General features: G+C 70.0%; 19 protein-coding genes and 1 pseudogene. 13 read left to right on the top strand and 7 right to left on the bottom strand.

From position 1 onward, the window contains the following. Positions 1-26 precede the first annotated feature (26 nt). From VHAB30_RS22590 to VHAB30_RS22580, 3 genes are read right to left on the bottom strand one after another with little or no spacing between them, the layout of a single operon-like run. Positions 27-1,208, bottom strand: coding sequence for a phospholipase A (locus VHAB30_RS22590; protein WP_159273711.1), 1,182 nt, complete (start codon positions 1,206-1,208; stop codon positions 27-29). Then, the gene (locus VHAB30_RS22585; RefSeq protein ID WP_159273712.1) at positions 1,205-1,663 is read right to left on the bottom strand and encodes a hypothetical protein; all 459 of its coding nucleotides are present in this window, start codon (positions 1,661-1,663) and stop codon (positions 1,205-1,207) included. Before VHAB30_RS22585 ends, VHAB30_RS22590 begins: the two co-directional genes overlap by 4 nt. Beyond that, complete coding sequence (locus tag VHAB30_RS22580; RefSeq protein ID WP_159273713.1) at positions 1,660-3,756, bottom strand: ATP-dependent helicase; 2,097 nt, start codon at positions 3,754-3,756, stop codon at positions 1,660-1,662. The genes VHAB30_RS22585 and VHAB30_RS22580 overlap by 4 nt, the downstream gene beginning before the upstream one ends. Before the next feature lie 149 nt (positions 3,757-3,905). Between VHAB30_RS22580 and VHAB30_RS22575 the strand changes: the two genes are divergently transcribed. Then, entirely contained in the window at positions 3,906-4,925 is a 1,020-nt protein-coding gene (locus tag VHAB30_RS22575) for an AEC family transporter (RefSeq protein ID WP_159273714.1), read from the top strand. A gap of 9 nt (positions 4,926-4,934) precedes the next feature. Here the strand turns inward: VHAB30_RS22575 and VHAB30_RS22570 are convergent, their stop codons facing one another. Beyond that, the gene (locus VHAB30_RS22570; RefSeq protein ID WP_159273715.1) at positions 4,935-5,573 is read right to left on the bottom strand and encodes a hypothetical protein; all 639 of its coding nucleotides are present in this window, start codon (positions 5,571-5,573) and stop codon (positions 4,935-4,937) included. A gap of 288 nt (positions 5,574-5,861) precedes the next feature. On the opposite strand from VHAB30_RS22570, the gene VHAB30_RS22565 reads away from it, so the two are divergent. Further along, a complete protein-coding gene (locus VHAB30_RS22565; RefSeq protein WP_062476199.1) occupies positions 5,862-6,071 on the top strand; it encodes a hypothetical protein in 210 nt (69 codons plus the stop codon). Positions 6,072-6,177: 106 nt separating this feature from the next. Then, positions 6,178-7,821 (top strand): S41 family peptidase, encoded by a 1,644-nt coding sequence (locus VHAB30_RS22560; protein ID WP_159278656.1) that lies wholly within the window; start codon positions 6,178-6,180, stop codon positions 7,819-7,821. A gap of 38 nt (positions 7,822-7,859) precedes the next feature. Here VHAB30_RS22560 and priA read toward each other — a convergent pair whose 3' ends face one another. Further along, complete coding sequence (priA, locus tag VHAB30_RS22555; RefSeq protein WP_455342412.1) at positions 7,860-9,965, bottom strand: replication restart helicase PriA; 2,106 nt, start codon at positions 9,963-9,965, stop codon at positions 7,860-7,862. Between the two features lie 455 nt (positions 9,966-10,420). Next, on the bottom strand, positions 10,421-11,530 hold the full coding sequence (gene hemE / locus VHAB30_RS22550) for a uroporphyrinogen decarboxylase (RefSeq protein ID WP_159273717.1): 1,110 nt from the start codon (positions 11,528-11,530) through the stop codon (positions 10,421-10,423). A gap of 143 nt (positions 11,531-11,673) precedes the next feature. Here hemE and VHAB30_RS22545 point away from each other — a divergent pair. The 10 genes and pseudogenes from VHAB30_RS22545 to VHAB30_RS22500 form a co-directional block, all read left to right on the top strand. After that, positions 11,674-13,266, top strand: a pseudogene (locus VHAB30_RS22545) (GMC family oxidoreductase); the annotation flags it as partial. A 79-nt stretch (positions 13,267-13,345) separates the two neighbouring features. Next, on the top strand, positions 13,346-14,152 hold the full coding sequence (locus tag VHAB30_RS22540) for an SDR family NAD(P)-dependent oxidoreductase (RefSeq protein ID WP_235926891.1): 807 nt from the start codon (positions 13,346-13,348) through the stop codon (positions 14,150-14,152). A 15-nt stretch (positions 14,153-14,167) separates the two neighbouring features. Further along, the gene (locus VHAB30_RS22535) at positions 14,168-14,968 is read left to right on the top strand and encodes a MoaF C-terminal domain-containing protein (protein WP_159278655.1); all 801 of its coding nucleotides are present in this window, start codon (positions 14,168-14,170) and stop codon (positions 14,966-14,968) included. A 26-nt stretch (positions 14,969-14,994) separates the two neighbouring features. Next, positions 14,995-15,387 (top strand): nuclear transport factor 2 family protein, encoded by a 393-nt coding sequence (locus VHAB30_RS22530; RefSeq protein ID WP_095949463.1) that lies wholly within the window; start codon positions 14,995-14,997, stop codon positions 15,385-15,387. 37 nt (positions 15,388-15,424) lie between these two features. After that, positions 15,425-16,927 carry an aldehyde dehydrogenase family protein gene (locus VHAB30_RS22525; RefSeq protein ID WP_159273720.1) on the top strand — a complete coding sequence of 501 codons (1,503 nt, stop codon included), beginning with the start codon at positions 15,425-15,427 and terminating at the stop codon, positions 16,925-16,927. Between the two features lie 42 nt (positions 16,928-16,969). Further along, positions 16,970-18,235, top strand: coding sequence for an ABC transporter substrate-binding protein (locus VHAB30_RS22520; protein WP_159273721.1), 1,266 nt, complete (start codon positions 16,970-16,972; stop codon positions 18,233-18,235). A 12-nt stretch (positions 18,236-18,247) separates the two neighbouring features. Beyond that, on the top strand, positions 18,248-19,117 hold the full coding sequence (locus VHAB30_RS22515) for a branched-chain amino acid ABC transporter permease (protein ID WP_159273722.1): 870 nt from the start codon (positions 18,248-18,250) through the stop codon (positions 19,115-19,117). Beyond that, complete coding sequence (locus VHAB30_RS22510; protein ID WP_308789338.1) at positions 19,114-20,184, top strand: branched-chain amino acid ABC transporter permease; 1,071 nt, start codon at positions 19,114-19,116, stop codon at positions 20,182-20,184. Before VHAB30_RS22515 ends, VHAB30_RS22510 begins: the two co-directional genes overlap by 4 nt. Next, a complete protein-coding gene (locus VHAB30_RS22505) occupies positions 20,181-20,888 on the top strand; it encodes an ABC transporter ATP-binding protein (protein WP_159273723.1) in 708 nt (235 codons plus the stop codon). Before VHAB30_RS22510 ends, VHAB30_RS22505 begins: the two co-directional genes overlap by 4 nt. 7 nt (positions 20,889-20,895) lie before the next feature. Then, complete coding sequence (locus VHAB30_RS22500; protein WP_159273724.1) at positions 20,896-21,603, top strand: ABC transporter ATP-binding protein; 708 nt, start codon at positions 20,896-20,898, stop codon at positions 21,601-21,603. Here the strand turns inward: VHAB30_RS22500 and VHAB30_RS22495 are convergent. Continuing rightward, entirely contained in the window at positions 21,600-22,532 is a 933-nt protein-coding gene (locus VHAB30_RS22495) for a LysR substrate-binding domain-containing protein (protein ID WP_159278654.1), read from the bottom strand. The two genes, VHAB30_RS22500 and VHAB30_RS22495, sit on opposite strands and share 4 nt — an antisense overlap. Positions 22,533-22,658 lie beyond the last annotated feature (126 nt).

Below are 22,658 nucleotides of genomic sequence, written 5' to 3'. Positions count from 1 at the left end.
CTGTGGGGCTCGGGAAGTGAGGAAGATCAGAAATCGACGAGGCTGAGGCCGATGCTCAGCACCGTGCGCTTGCGGTTGTAGTCCACCAGCGTGTCGCCGTAGCCATGGAACAGCTGCGTATGGAAACGCAGGTTGCTCTTGGTCGGATCGCCGATGGCCTTCAGCCATTCGAGGCGCACCGAGCCGCGGCCGCTGTCGCGCAGGTTGTTGCGCACCGTGATGCCCAGCTGGTTGTCGCGGTTGAGGTTCCAGCGGCCCGTGACTTCGGCGCGGCCAATGTAGTCGGCGATGTCGGGGTTGTCGTCCTTCGCGGCGCTTTCGGACATGCGCTGCCAGACGCGACCCGTGACGGTGAAGCGGTCGTCGAGCTCGGCGCCGCCCATCAGGTACACGCGGTTCCAGCTGCGCGACAGCGGCAGGCTCTGGCCGTTCGACTGGTGCACGATGCCCACGCCCGCATAGCGCCAGCGCCAGCCGCCGGGCAGGTGGACGTCGGTCGGGTAGACATACATCAGCTCGGGTTCGTGGTCGGTGGTGCGGAAGGGCCGCGAGATCGAGCCGTTGAACAGCTGCCAGGTCGACTGCTGCGAGTAGGCGAACCACAGCGAGTCCTTCTTGATCGGGTCGTTCTGCGTGAGCATGCCCTGCGCGAGCTTGGTGCGCACCGACAGGCCGATGCGCATCTCGTTCGCCTGGTAGGCCACGGGCTCGGCCGTGTGGCCGGCCGACGGCGAGGTCGGCGGCTGGGGCTTGTCGGTGGCGGCCGATGCCGACACCGTGAGCGGGCGGTAGCCGCGGAAGCCGAAGGTGCCGCAGTCGGTGGCGTTCTCGAGTTCCCAGAAGCGCGACAGCGTCGAGTACTGGCGGTCGCGGCAGCCTTCGGTGGTGGCGACCGAGACCACGCGCGTGGCCGGAATCGCGCCGTCCACCGGCGGCTGCGTGCTCGCGAGCACCGGCGGCGCCACGGGCACCGACACCGAGGGCAGCGTCTGTTGTTGCGACCAGCGGTCGTAGCAGGCCAGGCGTGCCTCGTTGTTCGCGCCGAGCGCGGCGCATTGCTGCCAGGTGAGTTGTGCATCGGCCAGCGGACTGGCGGGCTTGTCGACGGCTTGTGCTTGTGCGACAGATGCGGCGCCGAGGCATGCGGCCACGGCGGCGACGGTGCGCAGATCGAACAAAGAAGCAGGGTGTCGTCGTGTCGTCTTCATGGCTTTCCTTCCTGTGCGACGGTCTTGCGCAGCACGAACGGGTGCGTGCGCTCGGTCGCGGCATCGCGCCACGTGCCGCGGAACTCGCGGCCGCAGGCGCCGGGCTGCAAGGTGCCCGACCAGACGCCGCTGATGGCGCGGCCGTCCAGCGATTCGTCGATGGACAGCGCGCCCTCGTCGTCGACATCGCCCGCGAGCTGCGCGACGGTCGTCTTCGTTGAGGCATCGGCGCGGCGCGTGATGGTGCCGCGCACGCCGGCGTACTCGGGGTGCTTGCCCAGCTGCACGACGGCCGCGCCGGGCAGGTCGTCGAAGCGGGCGTCCCACTGGCCGTACAGCGCCTGCAGCGGCAGCTCGCGCGCGTTGGCGGGGCAGTTGGGGTCGTGGGGCGTTGCGCAACCGGCCGCGAGTGCAGCGGCAAGCAGCGCGACTGCGACCGTCGCCGTCGTCCTCATGGCGTGGCGGCGGCCTTGGCCGCGCTCTCCAGCGCCTTGCGTGCGAACTCGGCGCGCAGCGCCTTCAGTTTCTCGCGCGGGTCTTCCTTGGTCGTGGCCTTGTCCAGGCCCATCTCGGCGATGAATCGGCTCGGCATGCAGGGCACCATGTCGCGGCCCTGCTTGCGCTTCTTGGTCCAGCTCACGGCCAGGCTGCGCTGCGCGCGCGTGATGCCCACGTACATGAGGCGGCGCTCTTCCTGCAGGCGCTGCGTGGTCTCGTCGCTCACCACCTTCTGGCGGCCGTTGTCGTCGTCGAGCTTGAAGGGCAGCAGGCCCTCGGTCACGCCGATGAGCATCACGTGCGGCCACTCCAGGCCCTTGGACGCATGCAGCGTGGAGAGCGTGACCACGTTCTGGTCCTGCTCGCGCTCGCTGATGGTCGACAGCAGCGAGATGGTCTGCGCCACTTCGAGCAGGCTCTTGTGCTCGTTCGGGTTCGTGTCGTCGGCGCCCGAGGCGTCGTCGAGTGAACCGCCGGCGCGTTGCGACATCCAGTCGACGAACTCCAGCACGTTGGTCCAGCGCGTGGCGGCCGCGGCCTCGCTGTCTTCGCCTTCGTACAGATGGCGCTCGTAGTCGATCTCCTTGAGCCACTCGAGCATGAAGGCGCGCGAGGCTTCGGCGCCCATGGTGCGGCGCGCGCGGTACTCCAGGTCGTTGATGTAGCGGCCGAACTCGTGCACGCCATCGAGCGTGCGCTTGGGGATCACGCTCGGCAGCGACGGGCTGAACAGCGCCGCGAACAGGCTCAGCTTGTACTGGCTCGCGAAGCTGCCCAGGCTGGCCAGCGTGGTGTGGCCGATGCCGCGCTTGGGCGTGGTGATGGCGCGCAGGAACGCCGGGTCGTCGTCGTTGTTGACCCACAGGCGGAACCAGCCGCACAGGTCCTTGATCTCGGCGCGGTCGAAGAAGCTCTGGCCGCCCGACACCTTGTAGGGAATCTGGGCCTTGCGCAGCGCCTGTTCGAAGATGCGGGCCTGGTGGTTGGCGCGGTACAGGATCGCGAAGTCGCGGAACTCCTTGTACTGCTTGCCCTGCGACACCGTGTCGCCCGCGCGCAGGCTGATGATGCGCGCCACCGTGCGCTCGGCCTCATGCAGCTCGGTGTCGGCATCGACGATGCGCACCGGCTCGCCTTCGCCGAGCTCCGAGAACAGCGTCTTCGGAAACAGCTTGGGGTTGGGGCCGATCACGTTGTTGGCTGCGCGAAGAATGGCGCTGGTGGAGCGGTAGTTCTGCTCCAGCTTGATGACCTTGAGCGTCGGGTAGTCGACCGGCAGCTTCTTCAGGTTGTCCAGCGTGGCGCCGCGCCAGCCGTAGATCGACTGGTCGTCGTCGCCCACCGCCGTGAACTGGCCGCGCTCGCCGGCCAGCGCCTTGAGCACTTCGTACTGCGTGGCGTTGGTGTCCTGGTATTCGTCGACCAGGATGTGGCCCAGCATGGCCTGCCACTTCGCGCGCACCTCGGGGAACTCGTACAGCAGCTTCAGCGGCATGCCGATGAGGTCGTCGAAGTCCACGCTCTGGTAGGCCTGCAGCCGCTCTTCGTACTGGACCATGATCTCGGCCGTGATGCGCTCGTTGTCGTCCACCGCGGCGGCCGCGGCCTGCGCAGCGTTCAGGCCCATGTTCTTCCACTTGCTGATCGTCCACTGCCAGATGCGGGCGGTGGCGACGTCGACGGTGCCGCCGCAGTCTTTCAATATCTTGGTGACGTCGTCGGCGTCCAGGATGCTGAAGGCCTTCTTCAGGCCCAGCACGTGGCCGTCCTCGCGCATCATGCGCACGCCCAGCGCGTGGAAGGTGCACACCACCACCTTGCGCGCATCGCGCCCGATCAGGTCCTTGGCGCGCTCGCGCATTTCGGCGGCGGCCTTGTTCGTGAAGGTGATGGCCGCGATGCGCTCGGGCTTCAGGCCCGACTGGATCAGCCGGCCGATCTTGTGCGTGATCACGCGCGTCTTGCCCGAGCCCGCACCTGCGAGCACCAGACAGGGACCGTGCATGTAGTTGACCGCTTCTTGCTGGGCGAGATTGAGACCGTGGGACATGGGGGAGGGGGAACCGGGAAAGCGGGAACGCGAAAAAGGCAGGAGGGGCCGCAGGGCGCGGCCGTCGCAAAGCGGGCAATGATACGGGCCCGGCTGCGGCCGCCCGTGTCAGCGGGCATCGCGCCGCGAAGGAGGACGACAATGCCGGCGTGCTGCCTGTTTTCCTTGTTACTTTTCCTTTCTTCGCCCTGATCGCGGCCGGCTACGCCGCCGCCCGCACCCGCATCCTGCCGCTGGATGCGATCCCGGGGCTCAACACCTTCGTGCTGTATTTCGCGCTGCCCTGCATGCTGTTGCGCTTCGGCGCCGGTACGCCCATCGCGCAGCTGCTGGACGGCAGCGTTGCACTGATTTGGGGCATCTGCGCGCTGGCCGTGGTGGCGGGCGTGGTGCTGTTCACGCGCAATGCGCGCATCGGCTGGAACGACGCGGCCTTCGGCGCGCTGGTAGCGGCCTTTCCGAACACCGGCTTCATGGGCGTGCCGCTGCTGGTGGCGCTGCTGGGCGCGCAGGCGGCCGGGCCGATCATCATCACCATCGCGTTCGACCTGGTCGTGACCTCGTCGCTGTGCATCGCGCTGTCAAGGCTCGACGGTGCCGGCAGCGCGGGCCGGCACGGCGCCACGCTGGCCGCGCGCAAGGCATTGCGCGGCATCCTCGTGAACCCGATGCCGTGGTCGATCCTGCTGGGCGTGCTGCTGTCGGCGGTGCGCTGGCAGTTGCCCGGGCCGGTCGAGCGCACCATCGCCATGCTGGCCGACGCGGCCTCGCCGGTGGCGCTCTTCACCATCGGCGCGGTGCTGGCACGCTCGGCGCTGCTGGCGCGCGAGCACGGCGCTAGCGCCATGGTGGCGGCGGCGATGGGCACCGGCGCCGGGCCCGCGCCGAAAGCGCCGCTGGCCGACGTGCTGCCCGTGGTGCTGGTGAAGCTGGTGCTGCATCCGCTGGCGGTCTGGGCGCTGGGGCGTGGTGCCATCGCGCTGGGGCTACCGCTCGCACCCTCGGCGCTGGCCGTGATCGTGCTGGTCGCGGCGCTGCCGAGTGCGAGCAACGTGTCGATGCTGGCCGAGCGCTTCGGCGCCGACAACGGCCGCATCGCACGCATCATCCTGTGGACGACGGTGGCGGCGTTCTTCACCTTCCCGGTGGCGGTCGGCGCGCTGCGCTGACCGGAGGCGTCACTCGGTCAGCACGCCGAGCTTGTACGGATCGGCGTCGGAGAGCCGCTCGCACTTCGAGAAGTCGCGGCCCTGCGTGCCGTCGCAGTAGTAGGTGTTGTAGATGCGGCCGAACAGCGTCGGGCTGGCCGTGAAGAGCACGCCGTGGTCGGGCTGCCAGTTGTCCTTGGGCGCGGGCGCGGTGGCTTCCATCGGGCGGGCCGCGTCGGTGGTGCCGGGGGCGGGCGTGAAATCGGCCAGCGTCTTGCGGGCTTCCTCGCCGCGCCAGCGCACCGCCAGCTCGGCCGCCGTGGGGCGGGTCGCCACCGGCACCAGGATGCCGTTAACCTGCAGGCCGTGCCCGAAGCGGTGCGTCTTGCCGGCCAGGAAGGCGTAGGCGCAGGCCGCCATGCAATGGCCGCGCACCTCGGTCTGCACGCCGCTCTCGCGGATCGCGTCGGCGTACGCGCCGGCCGCTTCGGCGGTGCCGCCGAACGAGTCTTCGAAGACCACGGTGCGCACCGTGCCATTGCTCAGGAGTTCGGTGAAGGCCTTGACCTTGCTGCCGTCGAGCGTGCCCGACACCACCAGCCGCCGACCCTGCAGTTCGAGCTCCGCCGCGCCCGCGGACCCTGCAGCGGCAAGGTACGAAAGCGACACGGCGACAGCCACAGCAACCCCAGCCAGAAGAGACGACGATTTCACGGCGACCTTTGCATCAAGCGAGCGGGCACGAAACAACGCGGACCCAGCGATGGAACCGCACAGGCACAGCTTGTGCAAGGGCGGGGGTACCGTCAACTCTTTTTGCAGATTATTTCGGGGTAATCCCAGGGCATGTCTAAAGGCATACCGTGCGTTATCTCTTCAGATGAATGCTTGCGTATGCAGTTGCACTGCTACAGTGGTTCCGAGTCCAAGGTGTGAAGGGTCCAAGTGGGGCGCGCGATGGCAATACTGGTTCGCATCCTGATGTGGTTGGCCTGGCTCGCTGCGGTGGGCTGGTTCTGGCATGCCGGCACGATCGGCACGGGCGCCGCGCTCGCGCTGGCCGCGCTGAGCCTCGTCGTGTTCGCCTGGCCGAACAGCATTGCGCGGCGACGGCACAACGAGCTGCGCTACGTCGACATGGGCAAGGAGCCCACCGGCTACCACTGACGACCGACGCGGCGCGTTCGGGCCGCGCCTAGGACTTTGGTCCAATGCGCAACGACGCAGAGCTTCCTAGGATGGCGGCGCCTTACCGCCCTCCAGGAATCTCGCCGTGTCTCTTTTCCCTCTGCGTTTTCGTTTCGCCCGTCTTCTGCTGCTGGCTGTTCCGACGGCCGTGCTCGTCGCCTGCGGCGGCGGGGGGGACGGTGGCTCTGGCGTCGGCTTCCTGCCGAACAGCGGCACGGGCACCACGCCGCCTGCCACCACCCCACCCGCGACGCCGCCCGACGTGCCCGACGACGGCGATGCCTTGCGCAACGCGCCCTGGGTCGAGGGCGTGTTCCGGACCGCGAGCCTCTACAAGGACCGGTGCGTAGCACCGCGCACCGGCACCGACCCCGACGGCAAGCCCTTCGTCGACAAGACCGGCCGCACGCTCGACGAGAACAACTGGCTGCGGTCGTGGACCAACGACACCTACCTCTGGTACGACGAGGTGCCGGACCTGGACCCGGCGCTGTACGCCACGGCCGACTATTTCGACCTGCTCAAGACCCACGCCGTGACGCCGTCGGGCAGGGACAAGGACCAGTTCCATTTCACCTACACCACCGAGGAGTGGAATGCGCTCTCGGGCGCCGGCTCGTCCGTCGGATACGGCGCGCAGTGGGCTTTCTTTGCCCTCTCCCCGCCGCGCGATCTGCGCGTGGCGTACGTGGAGCCCGGCTCTCCCGCGGCCACGACGGGCGCCGGCCTGCCGCGCGGCGCCCGGGTGCTCGGGGTCAACGGCGTCGATTTCGTGAACGACCCCACGCAGGAAGGCGTCGATGTCATCAACGCGGCGCTCTTTGGCGCTGCACCGGGGACGTCCACGCGGTTCACCGTCGTCGACGCGGGCAGCAACACCCCGCGCGACATCACGCTGACGGCGGCGCCGGTGATCTCGACCCCCGTCCAGAACGTCAAGACGCTCCCGAACGCGGGCCGCACGGTTGGCTACCTGCAATTCAACGACCACATCGGCACGGCGGAACTGCAACTGAAGGCCGCCATGGAGTGGCTGCGCGCGCAGCGGGCCACCGAGCTGGTCGTCGACCTGCGCTACAACGGCGGCGGCTATCTGGACCTGGCCAGCCAACTGGGCTTCATGGTCGCCGGCGAGACGCAGACGCGTGGCAAGACCTTCGAGACCGTGCGGTTCAACAACAAGCACACCGAGCGCGATCCGGTGACTGGCAACACGCTCGCGCCCACGCCGTTCTGGGCCACCACCCTGGGCTTTCTTTCTCCCATCGACCCGCCCCTTCCGCTGCCGAGCCTCGACCTGCGGCGCGTCTATGTGCTCACGGGCCCCGACACCTGCTCTGCCAGCGAGGCGTTCATCAACGGCCTGCGCGGCATCGACATCGACGTGGTCCAGATCGGCGACACCACCTGCGGCAAGCCCTACGGCTTCTATCCCGAGGACAACTGCGGCACCACCTACTTCAGCGTGCAGTTCCAGGGCGTGAACGCCAAGGGCTTCGGCGACTACCCGGACGGCATCGTGCCTACCTGCTTCGTGCCCGACGATTTCAGCCGTGCGCTCGGCGATCCGCAGGAGGCGCGCCTGGCCGCCGCACTGGCGCACCAGGTCTCGGGGGCCTGCCCCGCCGCACCGGCCGGGCGCCTCGCCAAGCGTGCCGTCGCCGGCCCCGCCGCGCCCTTGCTGCACAAGCCCGAAGGCCTGCGCAACCGCATCCTGCGTCCGCGCTGAAGCAGGCGCAGGCGCAGGCGCAGGTACGCGCGCCGCGCTCAGATGCTGTGCGGGTCCACGTCCACCAGCCAGCGGATCACGCCCTTGCCCTCGGGCGTGCGCCGCAGTTCGTGCAGCAGCGGCTGCCAGGCGGCCAGCAGGCGCTGCAGCGCGGCGCGTGAGGGGCTTTCGATGAGCATCTGCGCGCGCTCCACGTTCGCCACGCGCTGGATCGCCAGCGGCACCGCCGGGTAGCGCGTGACCAGGTCGGCGCCGGGCAGCGCCTCGGCCTGGTCGGCCGCGAGGTTGAGGAAGCCCTGCGCCACCGCCTGCTCGCGCGCGTCGGCGCGCACCAGCGCCTGGAACGCGAAGGGCGGCATGGCCGCGGCCTGGCGTTCTTCGAGCTGCTGCTTGGCGAAGGCCTCGTAGTCGTGCCGGCGCAGCGCCGCAAACAGCGGGTGCGGCGCGTGGTGCGTCTGGATCCACATCTCGGCCTTGGCGCCTTGCGCCGCAAGGTAGGCGGCGTCGCGGCCCGCGCGGCCGGCCGACTGCATCAAAAGGCTGAACAAGCGCTCGGGCGCGCGGAAGTCGCTGGAGAACAGGGCGCCGTCGGGGTTCACGGCGGCCACCAGCGTGATGCGGCGGAAGTCGTGGCCCTTGGCGATCATCTGCGTGCCCACGAGCACGTCGACCTCGCCTGCGTGCACGGCGGCCAGTTGCGATTCGAGCGCGCCCTGTTTCTTGGTGCTGTCGGCGTCGATGCGCGCGATGCGCACCGCGCTGCCGTCCGCATGCTTCACGCCGGCGAACAGCTCGGCCAGGTGCTCTTCGAGCCGCTCGGTGCCGCGGCCCACGGGCGCGATGTCGGGGTTGCCGCAGGCCGGGCAGGCGCGCGGCACGCGCTCGGTGAAACCGCAGTGGTGGCAGCGCAGCGTGCGGTCGATCTTGTGGAACACGCGGTAGGCGCTGCAGTGCGGGCATTCGCTCTTCCAGCCGCAGTCGCCGCAGGCCAGCACCGGCGCATAGCCGCGCCGGTTCAGGAAGATCATGCTCTGCTCGCCGCGCGCGATGCGCTGGCCGATGGCGTCGAGCAGCGCGCCCGAGATCACCGTCTTCGGCGGCTGCAGGTTCATGTCCACGAGCCGCACGGCCGGTAGCGCGCCCGCGCCGATGCGTGAAGGCATGGCCAGCCGCACGTAGCGCCCGCCCGGGTCGTCGCCTTCGGGCGGTCGGCTCTGGTGCCAGCTCTCGAGCGAGGGCGTGGCCGAGCCCAGGATCACCTTGGCCTTTTCGCGCTGGCCGCGCCACACGGCGAGGTCGCGCGCCGAGTAGCGCGCGCCTTCCTGCTGCTTGTAGCTGGGGTCGTGCTCCTCGTCGACCACGATGAGCTTCAGCCCCGGGATCGACGCGAACACCGCCATGCGCGTGCCCAGCACGATGCGCGCGGCGCCGCTGTGTGCCGCCAGCCAGCTCGCCAGCCGCTGCGGATTCGTCATGCCGCTGTGCAGCGACACCACGGCCTCGTCGCCGAAGCGCGCCTTGAAGCGGGCCTCGAGCTGCGGCGTGAGGTTGATCTCGGGCACCATCACCAGCGCCTGCGCTTCGGGGTCGCGCGCCAGCAGGTCGGCCACGCAGCGCAGGTAGACCTCGGTCTTGCCGCTGCCGGTGCTGCCCACCAGCAGGAAGGTGCCGGTGCCGGCCTCGATGCGGGCCAGCGCGGCCGACTGTTCTTCGGAGAGGGCGATCAGGTTCGCGGATTCGGCCGTCTCGGCCACCGGCCCGGCGGTGGTCTTGCGCTTGAGGCGGCGCGCCAGCTGCGTCGTGCTCAGGTCGCGCAGCTGCGGCGGCAGGGCGGCCAGCGCGATCTCGCCGATCGAGCGCTGGTAGTAGCGCCCGGCAAACGCCACCAGGTCGCGCCATGCCTCGCCCAGCGGCGCCAGCGCGTCGAGCGCCGCGCCCACGGGTTTGAGCGCCATGTCGGGCTCGGCGCCCTCCAGCGAGGTCGGCTCGTTCCAGACCACGCCCAGCACCTCGCGCTTGCCCAGCGGCACCCGCACCAGCGTGCCCGGCACCAGCGGCTCGGCGCCGGCGTAGCTCAGCAGGTCACCCAGCGCGGCATGCGCGGGCGTCTGCACCGCGACGTCGAGTCGCCAGGGGCAGGAGATGTTTGTGGCGGATGTGACCGTCGGCGCGCCGGCTTCGGACGGCGATTCGGTGGAGAGGCTGGGCGTCCTTTTTGGCAAGGTTTGTTAATGCGTTTTGGAGCAAGACCGCTTAAGTTGTTGATTTCACTGCGCTTTGGCGGTCATCCAGAGTTTCTGTGGATAACTTTGTTGACAAGACGGCTGGATAGTCGCCGAAGCCTTGATTTTCAAGGCTTCCGCTGGAATGCCTGTAAAAAAAGCAAAAATCAAAACCTATATAAATCAACCACTTAGCGTCGCTATTGGTTTAGGAGCAGAACCAATGCCCCCTCAGATAATCTTGCGCAGTGCAACACGCGTTTTGTGCATAAGTCGGGCGTCCGGGGCCGTTTTAGGGCTTGACAAACGCCGGGCGACTGGCTTTCAGGGGGCGCTGAGTCTGCCAACCGGGCGGTCGGCAGTTCACATTTGTTAGCTCAAGTGCGCAGCGCGCGCGACTGATCGTGCACCGCCTGGACCAGCGCCGCGACGTGGTCGGGCGGCGTGAACTGGCTGATGCCGTGGCCCAGGTTGAAGATGTGCGTCGGGCCTGCCGTGGTGCGGTCGGTGTGGGGCTTGCCGAAGGCCTGCAGCACCTTGCCGACTTCGGCCTCGATGGCCGCGGGCGGGGCGAACAGCACGTTCGGGTCGATGTTGCCCTGGATCGCCTTGGCCTTGTCCTCGGTGCCTTCGGCCACGAGGCGGCGCGCGGCGGCGAGGTTCACGGTCCAGTCGACGCCGAGCACTTCGCAGTCGAGCGCGCGCATGGCGCCCAGCCACAGGCCGCCGCCCTTGGTGAAGACGATGCGCGGCACCGGCTGGCCGTCGGGGCCGTGGCGCTTCAGGCCGGCGAGCACGCGCGCGGTGTAGGCCAGGCTGAATTCGTGGAACGCGCCGTCGGCCAGCACGCCGCCCCAGCTGTCGAAGATCATCACGGCCTGCGCGCCGGCGTCGATCTGCGCATTGAGGTAGGCGGCCACCGAATCGGCATTGACCGCGAGCACGCGGTGCATCAGGTCGGGGCGGCCGTACAGCATGCTCTTCACGAGGCGGTAGTCGCTCGAGCCCGCGCCCTCGACCATGTAGCAGGCCAGCGTCCACGGGCTGCCCGAGAAGCCGATGAGCGGCACGCGGCCGTCGAGTGCCTTGCGGATCGAGCCCACGGCGTCGAACACGTAGCGCAGCTTGTCCATGTCGGGCACTTCGAGCGCGGCCACGGCCGCTTCGTCGCGCACCGGGCGCGCAAAGCGCGGGCCTTCGCCGGCCTCGAACGACAGGCCCAGGCCCATCGCGTCGGGCACGGTGAGGATGTCCGAAAAGAGGATGGCCGCGTCGAGCGGGTAGCGCGCCAGCGGCTGCAGCGTGACCTCGGTGGCGTAGTCGGTGTTGGTGGCCAGCCCCATGAAGCTGCCGGCCTTGGCGCGCGTGGCAACGTATTCAGGGAGGTAGCGGCCGGCCTGGCGCATGAGCCAGACGGGCGTGTGATCGGTGGCCTGGCGCCAGCAGGCCCGCAGGAAGGTGTCGTTTTGCAAAGGGGCGAAAGGCATGGCCCGATTGTCGCAGGGCCCCCCGCGTTCGCCGTCAGTTGACCGACAGCGCACTTTGCGTTGCATCAACCCGCCCCGATGCGCCAGGGCGCGCGCCAGCCGCGAGCATCCGTTCCCGACAACAACTTCGGTCTGGAACAGACATGGCGCAGCAGGTTTTCGATGTGGTGGTGGTGGGCGCCGGCTCGGCCGGCTGCGTGCTGGCGCACCGGCTGGTGCGCGCCGGGCGCCGCGTGCTGCTGCTGGAGGCGGGCCCGCCCGACGACGACCGCTTCATCCACATGCCCGCCACCTTCGTGCGCGTGATCGGCACCGAGCGCACCTGGGCCTACGAGAGCGAGCCGCAGCCCGCCGCCGCCGGCCGCAAGATGTTCGTGCCGCAGGGCCGCACGCTGGGCGGCGGCAGCTCGGTCAACGCCATGGTCTACGTGCGCGGCACGCCCGCCGACTACGACGGCTGGGAGGCGCAGGGCTGCGAAGGCTGGGGCTGGCGCGACGTGCTGCCGTGGTTCCGCAAGGCCGAGGGCAACGCGCGCTTCGCTTGCGAGCTGCACGGCACGAGCGGGCCGCTGAAGGTGAGCGACACGCGCTTTCGCCATCCGCTGAGCCTGGCCTTCCTGCGCGCCGCGCAGCAAAGCGGCCTGGCCTACAACGACGACTTCAACGGCGCCGCCCAGGCCGGCGTGGGCTTCTACCAGACCACGACTTTCGAAGGCCGACGCGCGAGCACCGCCGCCACCTACCTCGCGGCCGTGCGCGACGACCCGAAGCTCACCGTGGTGACCGGCGCGCACGTGCTGCGCGTGCTCACGCTGGACGGCGCGGCCACCGGCGTGGTCTACCGCACGGGCCGCAACGGCGGCGGCGAAGAGGTGATCGCGACCGCGCGCGACGAAGTGATCCTCTCGGCCGGCGCGCTCGCCTCGCCCAAGCTGCTGCTGCTGTCGGGCATCGGTCCCGGCGCGCAGTTGCAGGCGCTGGGCCTGCCGGTGGTGAAAGACCTGCCCGGCGTGGGCGAGAACTTCCAGGACCACCTGGAGGTGTCGGTCTACGGCCGCACGCGCGAGCCCGTGAGCCTGCTGGGCAACGACCGCGGCCTGGCGGCGCTGAAGCACGGCCTGCAATGGATGCTGTTCGGCTCCGGCCTGCTCACCTCGAACGTGGTCGAGAGCGGCGGCTTCGTCGACACCACCGGCGAGGGCCGGCCCGACCTGCAGTTCCACGTGCTGCCCGTGCTCGTGGGCGATGTCGACCGCGAACCGCTGGCCGGCCACGGCCTGTCGATCAACCCCTGCTTCCTGCGCCCGCAGTCGCGCGGGCGCGTGGCGCTGCGCAGCGCTGATCCGATGGCGCCGATCCTGTTCGACGGCGGCTACCTGCAGGCGCAGGCCGACGTCGACACGCTGGTGCGCGGCGTGAAGCTGGCGCGCCGCATCCTGCGCGCGCCGGCGCTGCGCGAGGTGGTGTCCGAAGAGCTGGCGCCGTCAGCCGCCGACGACATGTCCGACGAGGCCCTCGAGGCCTACGTGCGCGAGCGCGCCAAGACCGTCTACCACCCGAGTGGCACCTGCCGCATGGGCCGCGACCCCATGGCCGTGGTCGATGCGCGCATGCGCGTGCATGGCGTGGCGAAGCTGCGCGTGTGCGACGCCTCGGTGATGCCTTCGCTCGTCAGCGGCAACACCAACGCGCCGACCGTGATGCTGGCCGAGCGCTGCGCGGACTTCGCGCTGTCAGGCAACTGAGATTGCACGGTCGGTCAATCGCCGAAGCGCACTGAAACCTAGAGTCGATTCCCACAAGGAGACAGAGCGAATGAGTGCTACAGATTCCATGGCCGGCAAGGTCGCCTTCATCACCGGCGGCGGCACCGGCATCGGTGCGGCGGTGGCCGCGCAGTTCGTCGCGGCGGGCGGCCGCGTGGTGCTGATGGGGCGCCGCCTCGCGCAACTCGAAGCGGTGGCGTCGAAGCTCGGCGGGCTCGCGGTGGCGGGCGACGCAGCGAACACTGCCGATGTGCAGCGCGCCCTGGCCGCCGCACGCGAACGCTTCGGCGGCGTCGACGTGCTGGTCGCCAACGCGGGCGGCCACGGCGTGGGCGACGCACTTGCCACCGACGACGCCTCGTGGGCGCTGTCCACGCGCCTGAACCTCGACACCGCTTTCGTCTGCGCACGCGAGCTGCTGCCCGAGCTCATCGCGCGGCGCGGCAACATCGTCGTGCTCTCGTCGCTCGCGGGCCACTTCGCGGGGCCGGGCGTGGTCGGCTACGTGACCATGAAGCACGCGCTCATCGGCCTCGTGCGTTCGCTGGCGCGCGACTATGGACAGCAGGGCGTGCGCGTGAACGCCGTGTGCCCCGGCTGGGTGCGCACCGAGATGGCCGACGAGCAGATGCAGGTGCTCGTCGACAAATACCGCCTGCCCGATGCCGACGCGGCCTACGCCCTCGTCACGCGCGACGTGCCCATGGGCCGCGCCGCGAGTCCCGACGACGTGGCGAACGCCGTGCTGTTCCTCGCCTCGCCGCTGGCCGCGATGGTCAGCGGCAGTTCGCTGATGGTCGATGGCGGCGCGTCCGCGGTCGACCTGCCCACCATCGCCTTCGCGCACGACGCCTGAAGAAGGAAAGACGCCATGAGCACCGACACCACCAAGCCCGCTGACTGGAAGACCTACGACCAGTTCGCCCTCGGCATCGCAACCAACCGCCTGCCCGCCACCGACGCACTCGCCGGTCAGACGCTGAGGCTCGCGCTGCCCGACTTCCAGCTCACGCTGCAGCCGGGCACGCAGCACACGCTCGACTGGCACGAAGACGGCGCACGCGGCGGGCAAGGCCAGGGCGACTGGTACGAGGCCATCGAGGTCGCGCCCGACACCTTCTTCCTCGACATCACGCAGGCCAGCCGACCCAGCGAGGCGCTGACCGTCGTCGTCAACACGCGCACGCGCCGCGTGCTCGCGATCCGCTGCCGCATCGTCGGCGCCGACGAGGCCGCGGGCCAGCCGCGCGTGCCGCAGGACTTCTGGCCCGGCACGCTCGAAGGCGGCACTGCAACGGGGAGCGCACCGCACGCCACGCGCGACCTCATCGGCCTGCGCACCTGGCAGACCTACAGCCCCAACCACACCTACGAGCACACCTACCTGAGCGCCGAGCGCTACGCGTGGCAGTGCCTCGTGGGCGTGCAGCGCGGCCACGGCGACGTCGACCTCGCGAGCTACTGGAAGTTCGACGACGACCAGTACGTCTTCACCTTCCGCGAGTTCCTGATTCCGGTCGCGTCGGTGTTCTTCTTCGACTTCGCGAACGGCCGCTCGACCGGCAAGTTCCTCGGGCTCACCGGCACCGGCGCGATCGCCAACAACCCCGCCGGCGCTTTCATGCGCAAGGCCTCGCAGACCTTCTACCCGCCCGAGTTCGGGCCCGTCTGACCTCATCGTTGTCCAGGAGCTTTTTCATGCGCACCCCTTACCAGATCGTGGCCGACCACTACGCCGCCTCCGACCGCCACGACCTCGCCGCGATGTTCGCCGACGTGGCCAACGACGTTCAGTGGACAGAGATGGCCGGCTTTCCCTGCGCCGGCACGCACGTCGGCCCCGCGCAGGTGGTCGAGAAGGTCTTCCAGGTGCTCGGCGCCGAATGGGAGGGCTACCGCTTCGTGCTCGAGCGGCTGGTCGACGGCGGCGACACCGTGGTCGGCATCGGCGACTACCACGCGCGCCACCGCACCACCGGCAAGCCGATGCAGGCCCGCGTCACGCATGTGTGGCAGGTGCAGGGCGGAAAGGTGCGGCGCTTCGAGCAGTTCACCGACACGCTGCTCGTCGCGCGCGCCATGCAGCCGTGACGCCTCTTTCTTTCGCATCCCTTCCCGGAGCCCGCCCATGAATCTGCGCGACCTGTCGATCGAACACCTCGGCCAGGTGGGCCTGCAGGCGCAGCGCCGCCGCGGCAACCACATCGACGGCCACGAGGTCGTGCCCCGCAACGGGCTGTACCTGCCGGTCGTCGATCCGGCCACCGAGATGACCGTGGCCGAGGCGCCCGACAGCGGCGCGGACGACGTGCACGCGGCTGTCGCCGGCGCGCGCCGCACCTTCGAGAGCGCCGCCTGGAAGTCGCTGCGACCGGCCGACCGCGAGCGCATGCTCTACACGCTCTCGACGCTCATCGAATCGCACGCCGACGAACTCAGCGCGCTCGAAACCCTGCAAAGCGGCAAGCTGCGCGGCATCGCGCGCATGGTCGACGTGGGGGCGGGCGCGGAGTTCGTGCGCTACATGGCGGGCTGGGCCACCAAGCTCGAAGGCCAGACGCTCGACAACTCCATCGGCATCCCCGGCGCGCAGTGGGTCACGTACACGCGGCGCGAGCCGGTGGGCGTGGTCGCGGCCATCGTGCCGTGGAACTTTCCGCTCGCCATCGCGCTGTGGAAGGTGGCGCCCGCGCTCGCGGCCGGCTGCACCGTGGTGCTCAAGCCGTCGGAAGAAACACCGCTCACCGCGCTGCGGCTGGCCGAGCTGGCGCTGGAGGCGGGCTTTCCGCCGGGCGCGCTCAACGTGGTGTGCGGGCGCGGCGCCACGGCCGGCGCAGCGCTGGCCGCGCACCCGGACATCCGCAAGATCAGCTTCACGGGCTCGACAGCGGTGGGCCGGCACATCGGCCACGCGGCCGTCGACAGCATGGCGCGCTTCACGCTGGAGCTGGGCGGCAAGTCGCCGCTCATCGTGCTCGGCGACGCCGACCCGGCGGCGGCGGCGCAGGGTGCGGCCAACGGCATCTTCTTTCACCAGGGCCAGGTGTGCACCGCGGGTTCGCGCGTGTACGTGCAGCGCAACCTGTTCGACGAGGTGGTGCGCCGGCTCGCGCATGCCGCCGAGGGCCTGCACATCGGCTCGGGCTTCGACCCGAAGGCGCAGTTCGGGCCGCTGGTGTCCAAGCGCCACCTGGCGCGCGTGATGGCGCACATCGACGGTGCCGTGGCCGAGGGCGCCACGCTGGTCACCGGCGGGCGTCAGGCCTTCGACGGCGGCTGCTTCGTGCAGCCCACCGTGTTCGTCGATGCGCAGCCGTCGATGCGCATCGCGCGCGAGGAAGTGTTCGGCCCGGTCGCAACCGTGGTGCCCTTCGACGATGTCGATGAGGCAGTGCGCCTGGCCAACGACAGCGCCTACGGCCTGGCGGCCAGCGTCTGGTCGAACGATCTCTCCTCTGTGCACCGCATCGTGCCGCGCCTGCAGGCAGGCGTGGTCTGGGTCAACGCGCACAACGTGCTCGACAACGCGCTGCCGCTGGGCGGCGTGAAGCAGTCGGGCAGCGGGCGCGACCTGGGGCGCGCGGCGGTGGAGAGCTTCACCGAACTCAAGAGCGTGTGCATGGCGGTGTAGCCCCGCCCCGGTTTCGATCACCCCAAAAGAAGGAGACACCTCATGCAAAGCAAAAGACGAATCGCGCTGTCGGCCATTGCTGGCGCGCTGGGCCTGGCCGGTTTCAGCGGCGCCTGGGCGCAGGCGGGCCCTGACTGCGGCCTCAACACCGGCAAGCCCGCCACGGGCGAGCCCATTCCCATCGGCGCCGTGGTCGGCAAGACGGGCCCCGACGACTTCAGCGCCTCGGGCCAGGCGGCGGCCGCGTACTTCAAGTGCGTCAACGCCAACGGCGGCATCCACGGCCGCCCGGTCGACTACCTCGTGCTCGACGACCAATGGAACCCCGAGACCGCCGCGCAGGTCGCCTCCAAGCTCGTGAAGGACCGCAAGGTGGTCGCGCTCGTGGGCAGCACCAGCTTCGTGGAGTGCGGCGCCAACGCCAAGATGTACGCCGACGAGGGCGTGATGGTCATCGCCGGCACCGGCGTGCCGCGCGAATGCTTCAACGCGCGCAACTACGTGCCGGTGAACGCGGGGCCGCGCGTGTCGGCCACCATCGCCGCGATGTACGCCGCGCAGAAGTACAAGGCGAAGAAGATGGTCTGCATCATTCCGAACATCCCGAGCCTGGGCAACTGGGCCTGCGAGGGGCCGAAGGAATGGGGCAGGAAGAACGGCGTGACGGTCGAGACCCTCACCATCGACCCCGGCTCGGCCGACGCCACCTCGACCATGCTGCAGGCCGCCGCGAAGAAGCCCGACACCATCATCATGAACGTGCCCAAAGGCATCCTGGTGCCGATGCTGGCCGCGGCCGAGCAGCAGAACCTGGGCAAGAAGATCCACTTCGTGTCGGCCGCGCCGGCCTACAACGTCGACGTGCCCAAGGCCATCGGGCCGTACTGGAAGGGCAACTTCGACGTCAACCTCGAGTTCAACCCGCTCGAATCGGCCGGGCCCGACAACAAGAACTGGCTGGCCGTGATGGACAAGCACGGCGCCAAGGGCGACCCGCGCGACACCTTCTCGCAGGCCGGCTACCTGGCCGCGCGCCTGGCCACGCAGGCGATGCTGAAGATGGACCCGAAGAAGATCGACCGCGCCGGCGTGACCGATGCGCTGCGCAAGGTGAGCGACTTCCGCAGCGACATCCTGTGCAAGCCCTTCTACGTGGGCAGCGGCAACCGCCACAACGCCAACAACAGCGGGCCCATGGCCAGCCCCGACGGCAACGGCTGGCGCTTCGCGCCCGGCGGCTGCCTCACGGCGGACGACCCGGAGCTGGTCGACATCCGTGCCGACGAGCAGAAGATGGGCCTGAAGTAAGCGCGCCGGGCCATGGAGGACTACCTGCCTTTCGTCATCTCGGGCCTGGGCCTGGGCGCGGTGTACGCGCTCTCGGGCGTGGGGCTGGTGGTGCTCTATCGCTCGTCGGGCGTGCTGAACTTCGCCTTCGGGGCCATCGGCGCGCTCGGCGCGTATGTGGCCTGGACGCTGCTCGAAGCCGACTGGCCGCAAGGCCTGGCGTGGTGCGCGGCGGTGCTCGCGGCCATGGCGCTGTCGCTGGCCTACGGACGCCTGCTGGCACCGCGCCTGTCGCACCGCGACCCGACCATCCGCAGCATCGCCACGCTGGGCTTCGCGCTCGTGGTGGTGGGCTTCACCGAGTGGACCTGGGGCGAGCAGCCGCGCCGTCTCGTGCTGCCGACCGACGGCGGCGCGCTCGAATTCGTGCTGGGCGAGGTCGAGGTGCGGCTCACCCACACGCGCGCACTCGGCCTGGCGCTGGCGGTGCTGATGATGGGCGGCGTCGGCCTGCTGCTGTCGAAGACGCGCGTGGGCCTGAAGATGCGTGCGCTGGCCAACGACCGCGACCTGAGCGCGCTGCTCGGCATCCGCGTGTTCGGCGTCGACACCGTGGCGTGGATATTGAGCGGCGCCTTCGCGGGCGTGTGCGGGCTGCTGCTGGCCAACATCGTGCGGCTGCAGGCCACGCTGCTGACCTTTCTCGTGATTCCGGCGTTCGCCGCCGCCATCATCGGCCGCCTGCATTCGCTGCCGGCGACCGTGGCGGGCGGCATCGCCATCGGCGTGCTGGAGGCGCTGGCGATCACGGTGCCGGGCTTCGCGGCCTTTCGCACGGCGACGCCGTTCCTCATCGCGCTGGCGATGATCGTGTTCTACCGCGCGGGGACGCGGTCGGCATGAACGCGTCGATCCTCGAAGGCGCCATGCCCGTGTCCGACGCCGCACCCGCCGCGCTGGCGCAGGCCGCGCGCCGCGCCCGCCGCTCGCTCGTGCTCATGGTGGCCTGCGTGCTGCTGATCGGCTGGGCCGTGCCGTGGTTCGCGAACGCGTACTGGATCAAGACGCTCACGTCGTCGCTCGCGCTGTCGGTCGCGGCGGCGGGCGTGGCGTTGCTCTATGGCCAGCTCGGGCTGGTGTCGCTGTGCCAGTACGCGCTGCTCGGCGCGGGCGGCTGGGTCGCACTGCGTGCGGGGCACGGGCTGGGCTGGCCCTTCGAGCTGTCGGTGCTCGCGGGCGGGCTGCTGTCCTGCGTCGTGGGCATGCTCGCGGGCCTGCCGGCGCTGCGGCTCAAGGGCCTGTACCTCGCGCTCGTCACGATGATGATGGCGGGCGGCTTCCAGGTGGTCGTCAACGTGACGGGCTTCCCCGACGGCGGTGCCGGCTGGCTGGGCCGCGTGTTCGGCAGCGAGCGGCTGATGATGCCCAGGCCCGCGCTGGCGCTGTCGGACGCCGCGTACTTCCGCTACGTCGCCGTGTGGCTGGCGGCGGTGCTGGCGCTGATCGAGCTGCACCGGCGCACGCGCGCGGGCCGCTCGTGGGCGCTGATCCGGCGCGGCGAGGCGGCGGCCGTGGCGGCCGGCGTGAACATCCTGCGCTACCAGACCTGGGCCTTCGGGCTCGCGGGCTTCTGCGCCGGCGTGGCCGGTGCGCTGCTCGCGGGCGGCGTGGGGCAGCTCGACGGGCGCGCCTTCGCGGCCGGCGAATCGGTGATGCTGTTCGCGCTCACGGTGGTGGGCGGCGTGTACCACTGGGCCGGCGCGCTCATCGCGGGCTTGCTGCTGCGCGCGGTGCCGGCGCTGCTGACCGACTTCGGCGTCAACGGCTACCTCGCGATGATCTTCTTCGGCGTGGCACTGCTGCATGCGCTCATCACCGCGCCGAGCGGCATCGCGGGGCAGCTGATGGGCGTGTTCGATGCGGTGCGCCAACGCTTCGCCGCACCGAAGGACAAGGACGCCGCGCCATGATCCGCATCGACGATCTCACCGTCGCCTTCGGCGGCGTCAAGGCCATCGACGCGCTCACGGCGCAGCTCGATGCGCCCGTGTGCGGCCTGATCGGGCCGAACGGCGCGGGCAAGACCACGCTGGTCAATGTGCTCAGCGGCCTCGTGTCGCCCAGCGCCGGCCGCGTGGCGGTGGACGGCGCCGACCTGCTGGACCTGAAGCCCATCGTGCGCGTGCGCTTCGGCCTGCGCCGCTCGTTCCAGACCGAACAGGTGGTGGAAGACCTCAGCGTGTGGGACAACGTGCGCGCGCTGCTCGACCACGTGCCGCACGCGCGCGGCGAGGCCGCGTCGCAGGTGGCGCGTGCGCTGTCGCACACCGGCCTGCTCGACGTGGCGACTGTCATGGGGCACCGCCTCAACCTGTTCCAGCGCCGCATGCTGGAGCTCGCGAAGTCGCTGGTCGGCGCGCCCAAGCTGCTGTTGCTCGACGAGCCTGGCGCCGGCCTCACCGAGCAGGAGGCCGGCGTGCTGCGCCGCACGATCGGCGCGGTGCATGCGTTCTGCGGCGCGCAGGTGCTGCTCATCGACCACGACGTCGACCTGATCGCCGCAACCTGCACGCAGACCCTGGTGCTCGACTTCGGCCGCCGCCTCGCGCTCGGCTCGACGCGCGAGGTGCTCGACGACCCGGCCGTGCGCAAGGCCTACCTGGGAACGGAGTGACCACCCCATGCTGAACGTGACCGATCTGCGCCTGCAGCGCGGCGGCAAGGCCGTGCTGCACGGCATCGAACTGCAGGTGCCGCCGGGCGAGGTGACGGCGCTGCTGGGCGCCAACGGCGCGGGCAAGTCGAGCACCGTGATGGCCATCGGCGGCGTGCTGCCGCTCGCGGGCGGGCGCATCGAGGTCGAGGGCCATGCACTGCACGGCCAGCGGCCCGAGCGCGTGCGCGCGCTGGGCGTGGCGGTGGTGCCGGAAGGGCATCGCGTGCTCGGCGAGCTGTCGGTGCTCGACAACCTGCGCGCCGCCGCCACCGCACTGCCTGCGGCCGGCGTGGCCGATGCGGTCGAGCGCGTGCTCGGCGTGTTCCCCGAACTGCGCGTGAAGCTCGCGCTCCCCGCGCGTTCGCTGTCGGGCGGACAGAAGCAGATGGTCTGCATCGCGCAGGCGCTCATCGGCAAGCCGCGCTACCTGGCCATCGACGAACTCTCGCTGGGGCTCGCCCCTGCGGTGGTCAAGCGGCTGGTCGAGGTGGTGCAGCAGGTCGCGCGCGAGGGCGTGGGCGTGCTGCTGATCGAGCAGTTCACGACCGTGGCGCTGGCCGTGTCGAGCCGCGCCTATGTGCTGGAGCGCGGGCGCATGGCCTTTGCGGGCTCGTCGGAAGAACTGCGCAGCCGGCCGGAGATCCTGCACAGCAGCTATCTCGCGGCGGCCTAGGCGCGCTCCTTCTGCGCCTTCCGTGCGGTGGGCATCACGAAGGCCTGGAAGTAGTCGCGCAGCCGCGCGGTGAACTCCTCGGCGATGGCCGACGGCGCCGACTGCGGCGAGAAGGCCATCGACACCTCCACCGGGCAGCGCGGCGACAGCGGCAGGATCTTCAGGTCGCGCGCGAACACGGAGGCCACGTAGGGGTTGACGATGCCGACGCCGGTGCCCTGCGCCGCCATCATGCAGATGGTGACCGAGTAGGTCGTCTCGACCGTGGCAGCGCATTCGATGCGGTACTGCTGCAGCGTGCGCTGGAACTGCTGGTGGATCTCGTCGTCGGCATTCAGCGTGAGCAGCACCTGCTGCTTCAGGTCGCGCACGTGGATGGCGTCGCGGTGCGCCAGCGCATGCCCGGGATGCACGACGCACACCGCGCTGGCCTTGTGCAGGCTGACCGCGTCGAGCTGCGGGTCGTGGAAGGCGGCGGTGCTGAGCGCGACGTCGTACAGGCCGTAGAGCAGGCCTTCGCGCAAGGCGTGCGTGCCGACGGTCTGCAGGTTGACGTGCACCTCGGGGTGCAGCCGCGAGAAGGCATGGATCACCTGCGGCATGACGCCGAGCCCGAGCGCCGGCGTGCAGCCCACGCGCAGCGAGCCCGCGCCCGACTTGCGCAGCACCGCCACGCTCTGCTCGATGCGGTCCAGGCCCAGGAAGTGGCGCTGCACCGTGTCGAACAGCTGGCGCGCCTCGTGCGTGGGGCGCAGCCGCCCCTTGTGGATGTCGAACAGCTTGAGCCCGGTGGCATGCTGGATCTGCGAGAGCAGGCGGCTCACGGACGGCTGCGTGGTGTGCAGCAGCGCCGCCGCGGCGGTGGTGGTGCCGGTCTGCATCACGGCGCGAAAGGCCTCGATCTGGCGGAAGTTCAACGGGCGCGACATGCGGGGCTCCTGGGCTGTACGGCGGAAAGCATGGCATATCTTTTCTGCATAGCCTGTGAATGAAAATGAATTTTTCAGAATGATGCTGCGTTCCTAGACTGCGCCCTATCCACCTCTCTCCATCGC

Origin of the sequence: Variovorax boronicumulans (assembly GCF_009811375.1) — a bacterium.
Lineage (GTDB): Bacteria > Pseudomonadota > Gammaproteobacteria > Burkholderiales > Burkholderiaceae_C > Variovorax > Variovorax boronicumulans.
The sequence above is the reverse complement of the archived record's forward strand: the minus strand, read 5'-3'. Positions and strand labels throughout refer to the sequence as shown.

Coding starts and splice junctions, on each gene's coding strand:
- VHAB30_RS22590 (WP_159273711.1), bottom strand. CDS start 1,208: ATGAAGACGACACGACGACACCCTGCTTCTTTGTTCGATCTGCGCACC.
- VHAB30_RS22505 (WP_159273723.1), top strand. CDS start 20,181: ATGATCCGCATCGACGATCTCACCGTCGCCTTCGGCGGCGTCAAGGCC.
- VHAB30_RS22530 (WP_095949463.1), top strand. CDS start 14,995: ATGCGCACCCCTTACCAGATCGTGGCCGACCACTACGCCGCCTCCGAC.
- VHAB30_RS22515 (WP_159273722.1), top strand. CDS start 18,248: ATGGAGGACTACCTGCCTTTCGTCATCTCGGGCCTGGGCCTGGGCGCG.
- VHAB30_RS22510 (WP_308789338.1), top strand. CDS start 19,114: ATGAACGCGTCGATCCTCGAAGGCGCCATGCCCGTGTCCGACGCCGCA.
- hemE (WP_159273717.1), bottom strand. CDS start 11,530: ATGCCTTTCGCCCCTTTGCAAAACGACACCTTCCTGCGGGCCTGCTGG.
- VHAB30_RS22565 (WP_062476199.1), top strand. CDS start 5,862: ATGGCAATACTGGTTCGCATCCTGATGTGGTTGGCCTGGCTCGCTGCG.
- VHAB30_RS22495 (WP_159278654.1), bottom strand. CDS start 22,532: ATGTCGCGCCCGTTGAACTTCCGCCAGATCGAGGCCTTTCGCGCCGTG.
- VHAB30_RS22540 (WP_235926891.1), top strand. CDS start 13,346: ATGAGTGCTACAGATTCCATGGCCGGCAAGGTCGCCTTCATCACCGGC.
- VHAB30_RS22585 (WP_159273712.1), bottom strand. CDS start 1,663: ATGAGGACGACGGCGACGGTCGCAGTCGCGCTGCTTGCCGCTGCACTC.
- VHAB30_RS22520 (WP_159273721.1), top strand. CDS start 16,970: ATGCAAAGCAAAAGACGAATCGCGCTGTCGGCCATTGCTGGCGCGCTG.
- VHAB30_RS22525 (WP_159273720.1), top strand. CDS start 15,425: ATGAATCTGCGCGACCTGTCGATCGAACACCTCGGCCAGGTGGGCCTG.
- VHAB30_RS22535 (WP_159278655.1), top strand. CDS start 14,168: ATGAGCACCGACACCACCAAGCCCGCTGACTGGAAGACCTACGACCAG.
- VHAB30_RS22500 (WP_159273724.1), top strand. CDS start 20,896: ATGCTGAACGTGACCGATCTGCGCCTGCAGCGCGGCGGCAAGGCCGTG.
- VHAB30_RS22580 (WP_159273713.1), bottom strand. CDS start 3,756: ATGTCCCACGGTCTCAATCTCGCCCAGCAAGAAGCGGTCAACTACATG.